Source organism: Pollutimonas subterranea, assembly GCF_002849655.1.
Classification (GTDB): domain Bacteria; phylum Pseudomonadota; class Gammaproteobacteria; order Burkholderiales; family Burkholderiaceae_B; genus Pollutimonas; species Pollutimonas subterranea.
Genome location: NZ_PDNW01000002.1, coordinates 83,656 through 99,140, shown reverse-complemented (window position 1 = coordinate 99,140; position 15,485 = coordinate 83,656). Strand labels below are relative to the sequence as shown.

14 protein-coding genes are annotated in these 15,485 nt (G+C 58.5%); 10 read left to right on the top strand and 4 right to left on the bottom strand.

Translation table 11 applies throughout. The features are described from left to right. Positions 1-5 precede the first annotated feature (5 nt). The 3 genes from CR159_RS02995 to CR159_RS02985 are packed head-to-tail and all read right to left on the bottom strand — an operon-like array spanning position 6 to position 4,060. Positions 6-1,103: an ABC transporter ATP-binding protein gene (locus tag CR159_RS02995; protein WP_102072766.1), complete on the bottom strand. Its 1,098-nt coding sequence runs from the start codon at positions 1,101-1,103 to the stop codon at positions 6-8. Positions 1,104-1,163: 60 nt separating this feature from the next. Continuing rightward, a complete protein-coding gene (locus CR159_RS02990; protein WP_102072531.1) occupies positions 1,164-1,685 on the bottom strand; it encodes a hypothetical protein in 522 nt (173 codons plus the stop codon). 5 nt (positions 1,686-1,690) lie between these two features. Next, positions 1,691-4,060, bottom strand: coding sequence for a Tex family protein (locus tag CR159_RS02985; protein WP_102072530.1), 2,370 nt, complete (start codon positions 4,058-4,060; stop codon positions 1,691-1,693). A 158-nt stretch (positions 4,061-4,218) separates the two neighbouring features. Here CR159_RS02985 and yoaA point away from each other — a divergent pair, with 158 nt between their 5' ends. Then, positions 4,219-6,240 (top strand): DNA repair helicase YoaA, encoded by a 2,022-nt coding sequence (gene yoaA / locus CR159_RS02980; protein WP_102072529.1) that lies wholly within the window; start codon positions 4,219-4,221, stop codon positions 6,238-6,240. Between the two features lie 14 nt (positions 6,241-6,254). On the opposite strand, the gene CR159_RS02975 is transcribed toward yoaA, so the two are convergent. Further along, on the bottom strand, positions 6,255-7,052 hold the full coding sequence (locus tag CR159_RS02975) for an outer membrane protein assembly factor BamD (RefSeq protein ID WP_439650485.1): 798 nt from the start codon (positions 7,050-7,052) through the stop codon (positions 6,255-6,257). Positions 7,053-7,150: 98 nt separating this feature from the next. On the opposite strand from CR159_RS02975, the gene CR159_RS02970 reads away from it, so the two are divergent. From CR159_RS02970 to CR159_RS02930, 9 genes are all read left to right on the top strand, one after another. Beyond that, positions 7,151-8,113: an RluA family pseudouridine synthase gene (locus CR159_RS02970; RefSeq protein ID WP_102072528.1), complete on the top strand. Its 963-nt coding sequence runs from the start codon at positions 7,151-7,153 to the stop codon at positions 8,111-8,113. Beyond that, positions 8,110-8,895, top strand: a complete 786-nt coding sequence (gene pgeF, locus CR159_RS02965) for a peptidoglycan editing factor PgeF (RefSeq protein ID WP_102072527.1) — start codon at positions 8,110-8,112, stop codon at positions 8,893-8,895. The genes CR159_RS02970 and pgeF overlap by 4 nt, the downstream gene beginning before the upstream one ends. 96 nt (positions 8,896-8,991) lie before the next feature. Beyond that, a complete protein-coding gene (locus CR159_RS02960) occupies positions 8,992-10,626 on the top strand; it encodes a PHA/PHB synthase family protein (RefSeq protein ID WP_102072764.1) in 1,635 nt (544 codons plus the stop codon). Positions 10,627-10,687: 61 nt separating this feature from the next. Then, positions 10,688-11,425: an acetoacetyl-CoA reductase gene (phbB, locus tag CR159_RS02955; protein WP_102072526.1), complete on the top strand. Its 738-nt coding sequence runs from the start codon at positions 10,688-10,690 to the stop codon at positions 11,423-11,425. A gap of 80 nt (positions 11,426-11,505) precedes the next feature. Next, entirely contained in the window at positions 11,506-12,069 is a 564-nt protein-coding gene (phaR, locus tag CR159_RS02950) for a polyhydroxyalkanoate synthesis repressor PhaR (RefSeq protein ID WP_102072525.1), read from the top strand. Positions 12,070-12,304: 235 nt separating this feature from the next. Next, positions 12,305-12,841: an iron transporter gene (locus CR159_RS02945; RefSeq protein WP_102072763.1), complete on the top strand. Its 537-nt coding sequence runs from the start codon at positions 12,305-12,307 to the stop codon at positions 12,839-12,841. After that, positions 12,841-13,188 carry a cupredoxin domain-containing protein gene (locus CR159_RS02940; RefSeq protein ID WP_102072524.1) on the top strand — a complete coding sequence of 116 codons (348 nt, stop codon included), beginning with the start codon at positions 12,841-12,843 and terminating at the stop codon, positions 13,186-13,188. The genes CR159_RS02945 and CR159_RS02940 overlap by 1 nt, the downstream gene beginning before the upstream one ends. Before the next feature lie 14 nt (positions 13,189-13,202). After that, positions 13,203-14,054, top strand: a complete 852-nt coding sequence (locus CR159_RS02935; protein WP_102072523.1) for an FTR1 family iron permease — start codon at positions 13,203-13,205, stop codon at positions 14,052-14,054. Positions 14,055-14,063: 9 nt separating this feature from the next. Continuing rightward, positions 14,064-15,479: a 4Fe-4S binding protein gene (locus CR159_RS02930; protein ID WP_102072522.1), complete on the top strand. Its 1,416-nt coding sequence runs from the start codon at positions 14,064-14,066 to the stop codon at positions 15,477-15,479. The last annotated feature ends 6 nt before the right edge of the window (positions 15,480-15,485 follow it).

The following is a 15,485-nucleotide window of genomic DNA, read 5'->3' as shown; positions in this document are numbered from 1 at the left end:
TTCAGTTATACCGGGGGGCGGAAGGCCCTGACATGTTGCGGCAGGGCTTGTAGAAAAATGGGATTGCCGGGATTTATCGCATCGATGAGCTGGCCATCCGTCAGGGGCAGCTTGACGAAAACAGATGTTTGTTCTGCTATTTGGCACCGCAGCCTGACATGGTCGCCGAAGTAGACGGTATCGAGCGCCGTGGCGGCAATCGCATTGGATACGCCACTGCCGGCAATGTGCAGCCGCTCCGGACGTATCGCCACGATGCAGGATGCGCCGGCAGCGAGATCGTTGATGTTCAACGCGGCAAGGGGCGAATTGTCGGCAAGCCGTACGACACAGTTGCCGCCTTCAGCGGATTCAACGGTGGCGGTCAATTGATTGCAATCGCCGACAAAGCCCGCCACGAAGCTGCTGCAGGGCGATTCGTAGAGCGTGTTCACGGCCGACACCTGCTGGATAACGCCTTGATGGAATACCGCGACCCTGTCCGACATGGTCAGTGCCTCGCTTTGATCGTGGGTGACGTATACGAAGGTAATGCCCAATGATCGATGCAAGGCCTTGAGCTCGAGTTGCATGTGCTCGCGAAGTTGCTTGTCCAGCGCGCCCAGCGGCTCATCCATCAATACCAGCTTGGGGTCAAAGACCAGGGCCCGCGCCAGGGCGATACGTTGTTGCTGGCCTCCAGAAAGCTGGCCGGGATAGCGCTTGGCAAAACTGCCCATTTGGACCATTTCCAGGGCCTCTGCAATACGTTGCCGACGTTGTGCGGCGGGCATCTTCCTTACCTTGAGCGGGTACTCCAGGTTTTTTTCAACAGTCAAATGCGGAAAGAGGGCATAGTTTTGAAACACCATGCCTATATTGCGCTTGTGCGGCGGCACATGGTTCAGGCTTTGCCCATCCAGGAAAATTTCGCCGCCGGTAGGAAACTCGAAACCGGCCAGCATCATCAGGCATGTGGTCTTGCCCGAACCGGAAGGGCCCAGCAAAGAAAGAAACTCGCCCGGGTATATATCGAGATTCAGGTCCTTGACGACCAGCGCTCCGCCGTCGTACGACTTTTGCACATTGCGGAAGCTGACCAGGGGATCAAGCTTTGATGACATATCCATACCTGCCGCCGGTGACCGGGTTAGACCTCTTGCGCCCGTGTGGCCGGGCGCCCTTTATTCGCAGCGCTGTGCCTGTAGTCCGAGTTCGCGGCACAACGAAAGAATGTCGGAAACTTTGTCCCGATAAACCAGGATGACCTGGAAATCGTGCGTATAGCTCTCGCCGAAAGTAATCAGGCTGTACTTTTCATGATGCGTCTGTAGTTGCTGGTCGACCCAATGATAGAAGTCATTGATGGTCTCGAAGCTGTTGTTGTCGTAAGGATACTCAGGCAGTGCGGGATGCTCGAAGGCATCGATGATCTGCTCATAAAGTTCGTCCACCGTATCGGCAACCGCAAAGTAGTCTTCGAGTTCGACAAAAATGATGAAAGAACTCACGCCCTGGGAATCGTATTCGGCCACCTTGGCCGCGTCAGCTCCGTAGTTTTCTTTCAGGGTCTTGGCCGCATCGGTTTTCGCCTGGATACAGATGTTGACGATGCGGGATGTCTCGTGTTCATCGAGGTCGTCGCAGGAAAGCAGTCCGATAAGCGTGGCCAGCTTCTGTGGATAAGAGTCGGGTTCGGTAGTCATAGGGCTCATTTCCGGAGTTTGGCAAAAGCGGCTGCCATGGCGCCTGAAGCAGCAGGTTCCGGGGCGTTCCGTGCCTGGGCATGGCGGGGTGTGCCGGCGCCGGGGCGACGATCGGGGGCCGCGCGGCGCACCGGAGCGGCATCATCGTTCAGGCGCATTGTGAGCCCGATGCGTTTGCGTGGAGCGTCCACTTCCTGGACCTTGACCTTTACTGTCTGTCCGACCCTCACGACATCGCGCGGATCCTTGATAAAGGTATCGGACAGGGCGGAAATATGGACCAGTCCATCCTGATGGACACCGACGTCGACAAAGGCGCCGAAGTTGGCCACATTCGTGACCACGCCTTCCAGTATCATGCCGACGTGAAGGTCGTTGATGGTATTGACGCCTTCCTTGAATTGCGCCGTCTTGAACTCCGGACGGGGGTCTCGACCAGGCTTTTCCAGTTCGGCAAAAATATCTTTTACGGTGGGAAGCCCGAAGCGCTCATCGGTGAATTCGGACGGCGAGATACCTTTGAGAGCGCCTTGCTGTCCCATGATTTGCCTGGCTTCGGCCTTGACCTTTGCCAGTATGCGCTCGACGACCGGGTAGGCTTCAGGGTGGACCGATGACGCGTCCAGCGGATTGTCGCCGTCGGGCACCCGCAGGAATCCTGCTGCCTGCTCGAAGGCCTTGTCGCCGAAACGTGGGACTTTGAGCAGGGCCTTGCGATTGGAAAAGGCGCCATGTTCATCGCGCCAGTTGACTATGTTCTTGGCCACTAGCGCGCTAAGGCCCGAGACGCGTGTCAGTAACGGCGCCGACGCCGTATTGACGTCGACGCCAACGGCGTTTACGCAGTCCTCGATGACGGCGTCCAGTGACCGCGCGAGCTCGCGCTGGTTCACGTCGTGCTGGTACTGGCCGACACCGATTGCCTTGGGCTCGATCTTGACCAGTTCAGCCAGCGGGTCCTGCAAGCGCCGGGCGATGGATACCGCGCCCCGCAACGTGACATCCAGGTCGGGGAACTCATGGGCGGCCAATTCCGAGGCGGAATACACCGATGCCCCCGCTTCCGAGACCATCACGCGCGTCAGTGTAATGGCGGGGTACTTTTCCATCATGTCGATCACGAGCTTTTCGGTTTCTCGCGAGGCGGTGCCGTTTCCAATGGCAACGAGTTCGATCTTGTGCTTTGCCACCAGGGCAGCCAGCGTCTTGATGCTGCCGTCGCGATCGCGGCGCGGCTCGAAAGGATAGATGGTTGCGGTATCCAGCACCTTGCCCGTGGCGTCGATCGCCGCTGCCTTGACACCCGTGCGTATGCCGGGATCCAGGCCCAGCACCGCCTTAGGGCCGGCCGGGGCGGCAAGCAGCAAGTCTTTCAGGTTCGCTGCAAATACACGTATTGCTTCCTGCTCGGCGGTATCGCGCAAGCGGCCTATGAGTTCAGACTCGAAGGCCGTCAGCAGCTTGACGCGCCACGTCCAGCGGCACACTTCGCCCAGCCAGCGTGCCTGGGGAGGCGCTTCGGGGGCGAAGCCGGCCGGCACGTTCAAAAAGCTGGCGATCTTGACGACGCAGGGATGGGGCGTTTGCGATTCGAGCTCGGTCTCGAGACCAAGGCGGATGTCCAGGGCACCTTGTTGTCGTCCGCGTAGCATGGCCAGAATGCGATGGGAGGGCAGCAGGCGCAGCGGCTCGCTGAAGTCGAACCAGTCGCGGAAGTTGTCGCCGTCGTTTTCCTTGCCTTCGACCACTTTGGAATACAGAAGTCCGGTGTTCCACAGATAGTCACGCATGTTGGCCAGCAGGTCCGCGTTCTCGGCGTAGCGCTCTGCCAGGATATCGCGGGCGCCGTCGAGTGCCGCCTTGGTATCATTGATGGAGGCCTCGGCATTCAGATAGTCCGCGGCCAGCAAGGCGGGATCGCACGCCGGATCGGCGATAATGGCATCGGCCAGCGGTTCGAGGCCGGCTTCGCGGGCTATTTGCGCGCGAGTGCGTCGCTTGGGCTTGAATGGTGCATACAGATCCTCAAGCCGCTGCTTGGTGTCGGCGGCATTGATTTCCTTGTGCAAGGCTTCGCTGAGTTTGCCTTGTTGCTCGATGGACTCCAGGATGGCCGAACGCCGCGATTCAAGTTCGCGCACGTATAACAAGCGTATTTCAAGATTGCGCAGTACTGTATCGTCCAGCCCCCCGGTGGCTTCTTTGCGGTAACGGGCAATGAATGGAACGGTTGCGCCGTCGTCGAGCAGTTCTACCGTGGCTGCGACCTGCGATGTTCGAACATTGAGTTCATTGGCCAGCAAGGCAATGATGCGGGCGGGATCCGCCGCTTGCACCACAGAGACGGGTTTGGCTTGCACAGAGGTATCAGTCATGAGTCCATAATAAAAACATAAATCGTGCGGCGAATTTTGCCACAAGCCGACAGCGTAGCCGAAAATACGCGGGTATCATCACACGTACGGTTCCTCTCTGAGGACTTTACCCTTTTTCCGTACCCCATTCACGCGGATAGTTTCCGTATTTACCCTCAATGCTCCTGCAAGAACTCTCTGATATCTTCGCCCCCGATGGGCCTATTGCCAAGGCCATGCCCGACTATCATCCGCGGCAGGCACAACTCGAACTGGCTCAGGCAATCGAGGAAACCTTGCGTGATCATTCCATCCTGATCGCCGAGGCGGGCACGGGCACCGGGAAGACCTGGGCGTACTTGGTGCCCGCCTTCCTCAGCGGCAGCAAGGTGCTGGTGTCCACCGGAACCCGCACGTTGCAGGATCAGCTGTTCCGGCGCGATCTGCCGCGCTTGCGCAAGGCCCTGGCCCTGCCCATCAATGTTGCCCTCCTGAAAGGCCGTGGCAATTATGTCTGTCCGTATCACCTGGAACGCTTGTCGGGTGACGACCGCGCACTGAAGTCGCGTGCCGAAATAAGCCAGTTGCGTCATATACAGCTCTTTGCACAGCAAACCAAGACAGGGGACAAAAGCGATCTGGTACAGGTTCCCGAAGATGCCGATATCTGGAATCGTGTCACGTCCACGCGGGAGAATTGCCTGGGCCAGGAATGCCCCCATGTACGCGACTGTTTCGTGCTGAAGGCGCGCCGCCAGGCACAGGATGCGGACCTCGTGGTCGTCAATCACGCCTTGTTCATGGCCGACTTGGCACTGCGCGAGGAAGGCATCACCGAATTGTTGCCCACCGTCGAGCTGGTCGTATTTGATGAAGCCCACCAGTTGCCCGATATCGCCACGCGCTTTCTGGGCTCCAGCGTTTCGTCGCACCAGTTGCTGGATCTGTCCCGGGCGACCGAAGCCGCAGGGCTGGCCTACGCACGCGAATCGACCAACTGGAGCGAAGTCGGCAAGAGAATAGAGCATGCAGCGCGCCAGCTTCGCCTTGCAGGCGCGCCTATCGACAAGATGCCCGGTCGCAAAGCTACTTTCCAGGCCATCCCCAATGCGGCAGAGTTCGATGCGGCACTGCAGGAGCTACTGCAAGTGCTGGACGACAGCTCGGCACTGCTGGGCGTGGTCAGCGAAAAACACCCGGATCTTGCCGCGGTGGCCAAGACCTGCCTGGATATACGGGCCAAGCTGTACCAGTGGAGCCAGCCCGACAGGATGGGGAACAACGCGCTCAATCCTCCCAAGGCCGACGGCTCGCCAGGCGGCAAAGAGCTTGTCGCCGCCGTCCGGTGGGTTGAGCAAAGCCTGCATCATATGCGACTGCATAGCGCTCCCTTGTCCGTTGCGCAGATCTTTTCCCGCTACCGCGGCAAAGACCAGGCCTGGGTGCTCACTTCGGCAACGCTGTCCGTGCATGGCGATTTTGGCCACTTCCTGCGCCAGCTGGGCCTCTGGGAAGCCCGCACGGAAAGCTGGAACTCTCCCTTCGACTACGCAGGACAAGGCGTGCTGTATGTGCCGAAGAACCTGCCGCTGCCCAGCGATCGCGAGTTCAATGAGAAATTCGTGGCCGCCTTGCTGCCCTTGATCCGCACATCCACTGGCGGCGTGCTGGTGTTGTGCACCACTCTGCGTGCGGTGGACCGAATCGCGGAGCTGCTGCAAGATCATTTTGAAGATCACGATATTGATCGTGTCTTGCTGCGGCAGGGGGAAAGTTCCCGTGGTGCGCTGCTGGAACGATTCCGTACGGAAAAGAACGCGGTATTGGTCGGCAGTGCCAGCTTCTGGGAAGGCATCGACGTGCCGGGCGATGCCCTGACACTGGTCGCCATCGACAAGCTGCCTTTTGCGCCTCCTGACGATCCCGTCCTGGAGGCGCGGCTGAACCTCTGCCGCACGCAAGGCGGCAACCCCTTCATGGAATATCAGTTGCCGGAAGCGGCCATTGCCCTGAAGCAGGGCGCCGGGCGCCTTATTCGATCAGAGCAGGATTGGGGGGTGTTGATGGTGGGCGACGCACGTATCGTCGAGAAACCCTACGGCAAACTGTTGTGGCGCGGCTTGCCGCCGTTTGCCCGCACCCGTGAACCTGCGCAAGTCGTGGCGTTTATCGAGAAGAAGCAGGCCACGCAAGCGCTATAGGTTCAGCAGGAGCACTAGAACCAGTTGATGGGGTTCCAGTTGTTGACCGACTCTTCCAGGCCTTTTTCGTAATACTGGGTGTTCGGGAAGTTATGGTCGAGCACGCGCTTGGCGTTGTCGCGCAGCTCGGTCATGCCCAGCTTGTCGTACGACAGGTAAATAAGATATAGCGCACGTTCTGCCACGGGCACGCCCTGGAAATCGGTGATGACTGTTTGCGCGCGGTTAATGGCGGCCACATAGGCGCCGCGCGTGTAATAGTATTCAGCCACATGGACTTCGTTGCGGGCTATGGTGTCGACCAGCCACGTTACACGTTTCTTGGCATCGGCCGTATAGCGGCTGTCGGGATACCTTTCGATGAGCTCGTTGAACGACTCATAGGATTCGCGCAGCCCCTTGGGATCTCGCTCGCTGGGGTCCTGGCGTGTGAACTTCGTAAATGCCGCGCTTGGCGGGGTGAAGGTGATCAGCCCCTTCAGATACAGCATGTAATCGGTGCCGGGATGATTCGGATACTGCTGCTGAAAGCGATCGATGGCAGCCAATGCCTGTTCGGGCTCTTCGTCTTTCCAGTTGATGTAGGCCTGATCGATAAGCGATTGTTGCGCAAAGCCGCCAAACGGGTAGCGTGCTTCCACCGCTTCCAGGCGGGTGCGGGCGTCTTTCCAGTTGCCAGCACTGATTTCGGTGCGGGCATCCTGGTACAAGCGGTCGGCTGACCAGCCCGCGGTGGGATCTGTTTCGGTCTTGACGGTACCGCATCCGGCAATCAAGCTGGCGGCAGCAAAAACAAGCAGGGCCTGACCCAGGCGCTTCAGGCCGGGAAATCGAAATATGTGGAGGTCGAGACGAGTCACAAAAGCATCCTTGGTGTTAGCATTGCAGGCTGATTATATGATTTGTCGCCATGCCTGACACAGATATCTCCAAAGAAAGTTTATTACCTGCCGCGCCCCTGGAATTCCAGCTTCCATTCAAGGCCCTTCCCGAACGGCTGGACAAAGTGCTGGCCCGGCTTATTCCCGATCATTCCCGCAGCCGGCTCCAGGGCTGGATAGAAGGCGGGCATGTGCTGGTCAACGGCCAGCCTGGGCGCATAAAGCAAATGGTCAATGCCGGCGACAAGCTTGCGGTGTTCGAGCAATCGCCCCCGGAATCGCTGGCCTTCAGCCCTGAGCCTGTCGATTTCAGCGTAATCGCGGAAAGTGCCGACTGGATCGTCGTGAACAAGCCGGCCGGCCTGGTTACGCATCCGGGTGCCGGCAACTGGCAGGGCACCTTGCTCAATGGCTTGCTTCACCGTTTTCCCGAGCTTGGCCTGGTGGCTCGCGCAGGCATTGTGCATAGGCTGGACAAGGACACATCGGGGCTGCTGGTGGTGGCCCGCCATGAAAAGTCGCAAACGCATCTGATCCGGCAATTGCAGGCCAGAACCGTCAGCCGGGAATACCTGGCGCTGGTACACGGACGCCTGAACCGGCCGGGTACGGTCAAGGCGGAGATCGGCCGCGACCCGCGCGTGCCGGTGCGGATGGCCGTCGACAACCCCATCGCGCCCAAGCCAGCCGTCACCCATTATTCCCCCCTGCGTTCCGGCTGCTCCAATGATGATATGCCCGTGACGGAAGTGGCATGCAAGCTGGAAACGGGACGCACCCACCAGATTCGCGTGCATATGACCAGTTTGCGCCATCCTCTGGTCGCCGACGTCCTCTATGGGGGCAAGCTCATCGCCGGCGCAACGCGCCAGATGCTGCACGCGCAAATCCTCAGTTTCGACGACCTGGCCACCGGTGAAAGGGTGTCATTCGAAGCTCCTCTTCCTGACGACTTCAGGCAAGTGCTGGAAGGCATATCGTGGGAGGCATGAGTCCACACAGGGCTGTTCCCACCATATCGGGCACGGCGTGGCCGGGCGTCAGCTATTTCTGCAGCACGCGCGAAGGCGGGGTCAGCGGCGGTCCCTGGTCCTCGCTTAACGTTGGCCTGCATACCGGAGACAAGGCCTCGCATGTACAGGCCAACCGGGACGCGTTGCGTCGCTTTCTGCCCGGCGACCCAGTATGGCTGAACCAGGTGCATGGCTGTGAAGTCCATGACCCGGACCATTATGCCGACGTGCCGCCCGGCACTCCGCCACCGGTTCCGAACGCTGATGCGGCGATCACGATGCAGTACGGTCGGGTGCTGGCCGTGATGACGGCAGACTGCCTGCCCGTGGTGTTGGCCAGCATCGATGGCCGTGCGTTGGGCGTGGCTCATGCCGGATGGCGCGGACTTGCCGCCGGCGTGCTCGAGAACACGCTCGCCGCATTGCGCGAACGTCATCCGGCAGCCGTAGCTTGGCGCGCCTGGATAGGGCCTGCCATTGGTCCCAGGCATTTCGAGGTGGGCGCCGATGTGTTCGCCGCGTTCGCCGACCATGATGAACAGGCCGCCCATTTTTTCGCCGAAACCGTCCCGGGCACGAAATGGCTGGCTGATCTGCCGTCCCTGGCGCGACACAGGCTGCAAAGGGCTGGCGTCGAAAGCATTGAGCTTAGCGGTTATTGCACCTATTCCCGGCCCGAATTGTTTTATTCATACCGGCGCGATATGCAAACGGGGCGGCTCGTTACCCTGGCTTGGCTGGATAATCCCTCTTCACTATGACAAGAGGCCGAATTGCGTAGCGACTTTCCCTGATTGACAGCATCTCGATTGGGATACAAGATGGTGTCGAGCGTCGATCTATGCAAGGTGTCCAAAGTGAGTGCTTCGTCCCCATCCCAGTGGCCAGGTCCGGTAAGCGTAGCGCCCGAAAAGCTCGCTGAAATACAGGCCGATTTCTCGCGCGAATGGCTGCGTATCATTACGTCGGCCCAGCAGGGCTCGCTCGAAAAGCCGGCAGACCGGCGTTTCGCGTCTGAAGCATGGAAAACCCACCCCGGCTATCTGGTGGCTGCCCACGCGTACCTGCTTTCGGCAAGGGCCATGAATCAAATGGTCGACGCCGCCGAGTTAAGCGAACCCGTAAAAAACCGTCTTCGCTTTTCAGTCATGCAGTGGGTGGAAGCCATGTCGCCCTCAAACTTCATGGTCACCAATCCCGAGGTCCAAAGCAAGCTCCTCGAAACCAACGGGCAATCTCTTGGCCTCGGCATCCAGAACCTGTTGGCCGATATGCAAAAGGGGCGGCTTACCCAATCTGACGAGTCTCAGTTCGAACTGGGCCGGAACATCGCCGTTACCGAAGGTTCGGTCATATTCCAGAACGAGCTCATGCAGCTCATTCAGTACGCGCCTCTCACCGACAAGGTGCACCAGAAGCCCCTGCTTATCGTGCCCCCTTGCATCAATAAATACTACATACTCGACCTTCAGCCCGAAAATTCCTTCGTGCGCTACGCGGTAGAGCAAGGCTTTACGGTCTTCCTGATTTCATGGCGCAACCCGCTGCCTGGCGACACCGACGGCATCAAAGATGCCACATGGGGCGACTACCTCAAGCATGGCGTGCTTCAGGCTGTCGATATCGCCTGCGACGTATCGGAACAGGCGCAGGTCAATGCCCTGGGCTTCTGCGTGGGCGGCACCTTGTTGGCGTCGGCGCTGGCTCTTGCCCGTGCCGAAGGCCGCGATCCGGTGGCGTCGCTTACGCTGCTCACCACCTTGCTCGACTTCGAAGAAACGGGTGTGCTCGATGTGTTCGTCGACGAACTGCACGCCAGTTCACGTGAAAGGCAACTAGGTCACGGCTGCCTCATGTCTGCGCGCGAACTGGGTACCACATTCTCCTTTCTGCGCCCCAGTGAACTCGTCTGGAACTACGTCGTCAACAACTACCTCAAAGGCGAATCGCCACAGAAGTTCGACCTGTTGTTCTGGAATGCCGACGGCACCAATCTTCCGGGCCCATTTTTTACCTGGTACTTCCGAAATACCTATCTCGAGAACAACCTGAAGGTTCCAAACCGGGTAACGGTTGACGGGCAGGGCATCGATCTGGGCCGGCTGACTATGCCTGCCTATATTTATGGCTCTCGCGATGACCACATCGTGCCATGGCATGCCTCGTATAAGGCAACGCATCTTTTGTCGGGGTCATCCCGTTTCGTGTTGGGCGCATCGGGGCATATTGCCGGCGTCATCAACCATCCTGCCAAGAAGCGTCGTAATTACTGGGTTCATGACACCGAATCCTCATCCGGCAAAAAGGTTTCCGGTCCGCAAGCCTGGCTCGATGCCGCAACACAGCACGCCGGCAGCTGGTGGCCCGACTGGACATCCTGGCTCAGCTCGCACTCCGGCGGCCTGGTCGACGCCCGTACAGAATTGGGTAATGCGCATTACATGCCGTTGCAGCCGGCTCCCGGCGACTACGTCAAGGTCAAAGCAGTCTAGAAGCGCCGCAATGCAGGCCGGCAACGGCAGATTGTCGGAAATTTAAAAAAAGGAGCACACAATGAGCGGCAAAGTTGCGTATGTAACAGGTGGAATGGGCGGCATAGGTACATCCATATGCCAGCGTCTGGCCAAAGAAGGCTTTACCGTGGTGGCCGGTTGCGGCCCCAGCCGCAATTTCAGTCAATGGATCGACGAACAGGCGGCGCTTGGATACAAGTTTCATGCTTCGGTTGGCAATGTTTCCGATTGGGACTCAACCGTCGACGCTTTCCATAAAGTGCAGGACGAAATCGGGCCCGTCTCGGTATTGGTCAATAACGCTGGCATCACCCGCGACGGACTGTTTCGGAAAATGACCCAGGAAGATTGGCGCGCCGTCATCGACACCAACCTGAACAGTCTGTTCAATGTGACCAAGCAGGTTATCGAGGGCATGATAGATCAGCAATGGGGGCGTATTATCAACATCAGTTCGGTAAATGGTCAGAAAGGGCAATTCGGGCAAACCAATTATTCCACGGCAAAGGCGGGCATACACGGGTTCACCATGGCGCTGGCCCAAGAGGTGGCCAATAAAGGAATAACGGTCAACACGATATCTCCCGGGTACATAGGTACCGATATGGTCAGGGCGATACGTCCTGACGTTCTCGAGAAGATCATCGCCACCATTCCGGTCAGGCGCCTGGGCACGCCCGAAGAGATCGGTTCGATGGTGGCGTGGCTGGCGTCCGGCGACTCCGGTTTTGCCACTGGCGCAGATTTTTCGCTGAATGGTGGCTTGCATATGGGTTAAGCCCCTCCAGGGCTTTGCCTTCCTTAACAGTGTTTGCCGACAGGTCGGCGAACACTGTTATGTTTTTACTTGGTTAGGTTATGACGCAAACTCAAACTGCTGCTTCGATCCGTCTGATAAAGAAGTACCCGAACAGGCGCTTGTACGATACGAAAACCAGCAGTTACATTACCTTGTCGGACGTGAAGCAACTGGTGCTGGATAACGAAGGCTTTCAGGTCATCGATGCCAAGTCCGGCGAAGACCTCACGCGCAGCATTCTCTTGCAAATCATCCTTGAAGAAGAAAGCGGTGGCGTGCCTATGTTTTCGCCTACGGCGTTATCGCAAATTATCCGCTTCTATGGCCATTCCACCCAGGGCGTCATGGGCCTTTTTCTTGAAAAGAATATCCAGGCCTTCATGGACATCCAGAACCGGATGGCCGAGCAATCAAAAGGCGTATACGGCACGCAGTTCGGGCCGGAAGCCTGGGCTCAATTCATGAATGTGCAGACTCCGGTGCTGCAGAACATGATGAGCAATTATATTGACCAAAGCAAGAATATGTTCGTCCAGATGCAGGACCAGATGCAGGATCAGTCGCGAAATATCTTTACGGGGTTCCCGTTCACTCCTACTGGGGTCGATAACAAAAAGAAATAGCGCGCGCTTCATTTGCGCTCTCTGGGCGGCCCGATCGGGCCGCTTTTTTATGGTGCGCCCGGCAGGGCGCGCTCACAGCTTGTTCCGTCCAGCAGCCGGCGTACCTCCAGCAAAAAATATCGTCCAGCACCGAATTGATTGTTTTGAATCAAAAGCCGGTATTTCAGACGCTTGTAAGATCGTGAGGCTCATAATGAGAATCATCCCCATTCACGACGTTTTGGTAACGGTACCCATGAACAAACAATTCTTTTCGATTTTGCTGGGGGCTGGCTGCGCCTTGTCGGCTAACGCGGCTGAATACCCTATAGGCGTCCCCGCTGAACATCACGGCCTGGAGGTGGCTGCCGTGTATTTGCAGCCCATCGAAATGGATCCGCCCGGCATGATGCGCGACGCCAAAGATTCCGATATTCACCTCGAAGCCGACATCCATGCTACCGCCGACAACAAGAACGGCTTGCCGGAAGGCGCCTGGGCACCTTACCTGAACATTCAGTACGTCTTGCAGAAGAAAGGCGCGAGCGCTGTCCACAAAGGCGAGTTGATGCCCATGGTCGCCAACGATGGTCCGCATTACGGCGATAACGTCAAGCTGGATGGGCCCGGTAAATATCAGCTTACTTTCATCATAAGCAATCCCGAATCCGGAAAGATGAACCATTTCGGACGCCACATTGACAAGGAAACGGGCGTCGATCCCTGGTTCACGCGCTTCGAGGTGCAGTACGACTTCGTCTATGCCGGCACGGGCAAGAAAGGCGGTTATTGATGGTGTCTTCCAGATACTGGGCGCTTCTTGCCCTCGCCCTGATGGCGGGGCTCGGTACTCCGGCGCTGGCCGCCGACCTCCCCACCTTCACAATCACGTTCAAGCCGGACGGCAACTTCGACCCCCAACGACTTGAGGTCCCGGCGGGACGCTTCAAGCTTGTGCTGGTCAATGAAAGCCAAGAACCCGTGGAGTTTGAAAGCCTTCCATTGCGCAAGGAAAAAGTCCTGGGCCCGGGTGTGAAATCTTTTGTTGTCTTGAATGTCTCCCGGCCCGGCGACTACCCCTTTTTCGATGATTTCCATCAAGACGCCAAGGGCACCCTGGTGGTGCTGCCCAAGCCATAAACCGGGTACTCAAAATGGAACAAGTGATTTTCATCGTCTGGCGCGAAAGCGTCGAGGTTCTGCTCGTGGTCGGCATACTGTTCACCTGGCTGCGCACCAGTGCGGCCGGGCGCCGCGGGCTTCCGTGGCTGTGGGGCGGTGTCGCAGCCGGGCTCGCGCTGGCCGTGGCACTGGCGCTGGTGTTGTTGGGTGTATCGTCCTGGTTGTCCGATGCGGGGCAGGAATGGTTTCAGGCCATCATGGCTCTGGCCGCTTGCGTTCTGGTCGTGCAGATGGTGTATTGGATGAAGCGCCATGGTCGATCACTTAGGCGCGAGCTCGAAGACAGTGCCGCGCGGCAAACGAACGATTCAAACTGGTGGGGTCTGCTGGTTCTCGTCATGATTGCCGTGGCGCGCGAAGGAAGCGAAACAGTCGTCTTCCTTTACGGAACCATAGCGGGCGGTGGCGCGGACCATTCAGACTTGCAGCTGGCAATAGCGGGCGTCATGGGATTCGTTGCGGCACTGCTTACGTTTTGGGTACTGCAGCTGGGCGGAAGGCTGATCAGCTGGCGGCGCTTCTTCCAGCTTACCGAAACAGTGCTGCTTTTGCTGGCCGGTTCACTGCTGATGTCAGGGCTGGACCATCTTATTTCCCTGGAAGCCTTGCCGGTCATCGTGGATCCAGTCTGGGATAGTTCGGCGCTGCTCGATGCCAATCAGGGGCTGGGCAAGGTACTGGCCGACTTTGCCGGGTACCGCGCTTATCCGGCGCTTTCCGCAGTACTGATCTGGGTGCTGTACTGGATCGCGGCATGGCGGCTATTGCGGCGTGCCCGGGCGCCCTCGGCACGTTCGGCGGCGCCGCTTACGGCCAAGGCATAAGGCGGGTATATGTCCCTGCTAATACTGAAAAATGGGGCGGTGAGCTTCGCCGACTTTCTGCGCGACCATGCAAAATGGCTCCGTGGCATGCAATGGATAATCGTTGCCGCCTACGCGTTTCTGCTTATCGTGCCGGCGCTTTTGCCACTGCCGGGACGTACAGCGTCTGTGTTCAACAACCTTACGGTTTTTGCCCAATTTGCCTTCTGGGGAATCTGGTGGCCCTTCGTACTGGTGTCCATGCCGCTGATGGGGCGGGCATGGTGCGGTTGGTTTTGTCCCGAAGGGATGCTCAGTGAGTGGGCCAGCGGGCATGGACGGGGCAGGGCGATCCCCAAGTGGATGCGGTGGGGCGGCTGGCCTTTTGTCGCGTTTTCCCTGACCACCATCTATGGGCAACTGGTCAGCGTGTATCAATATCCGTGGGCGGTACTAGCTGTATTGGGCGGGTCGACGCTCGCAGCCATGCTGGTGGGGTGGCTGTATGGACGCAACAAGCGCGTATGGTGCAAGTATCTATGCCCGGTCAATGGTGTATTCAACCTGTTGGCCAAGCTGGCCCCGTGGCACTATAAAGTCAATGAAGATGCCTGGCGGCATCCCGAGCGCCGTACCGAAACAATCAATTGCGCGCCGCTCGTGCCTCTGCGGCATATGCAGGGCGCATCGGATTGCCATATGTGTGGACGCTGTAGCGATTATCGTGGCGCCATTCAATTGACGCCGCGATCCCCAGAGGCAGAGATCGTGCGCGTGGCGAATGGTGATGGCTGGCAGACAGCGCTCATCGTTTTCGGCTTGATGGGCCTGGCGGTGGGGGCTTTCCTTTGGAGCGCCAGCCCATGGTTTGTGGTGGTAAAGCAGGCTGCCGCAACCTGGCTGGTCAACCACGATGTCTACTGGCCGTTGGAGCAGAACGCTCCCTGGTTCCTGCTTACGCACTATCCCGAAGTCAACGATAGTTTCAGCTGGCTGGACGGCAGCGTCATTGTGTTGTTCATCGTTGGTGCCGCCGTGTGTCTGGGCGGCCCGGTATTCCTCGGCTTATGGGCCGCCGACAAGGTATTGCCACCGCTACGCATGCCGGGTGTGAAAGACTCCTCAGGTGCACCGATCGCGAAAGCGAGCCGCGGCATTCATGACATGGCGTTGGGTCTCATTCCTGCGGCGGGTGCGGGGGTATTCCTGGGGCTGTCCGCCACAACGCTGACCTTGCTTCAACATGAGGGTGTGTCCATCGCCTGGGCAAGCGCATTGCGGTTCGGCGTGCTCGGCCTGGCAATGCTCTGGAGCATGCGCCTGGTGTGGCGCATCACGTCTTCTCGTACTGCGTCGTCGGGATCCCGCCTCAATGCCTTGTTGCTGGTCGCACTGGGGACCATTCCGTATTGCGTCGCATGGGCACTGTTCTTTGCGGTCTGGTAGCCGGTT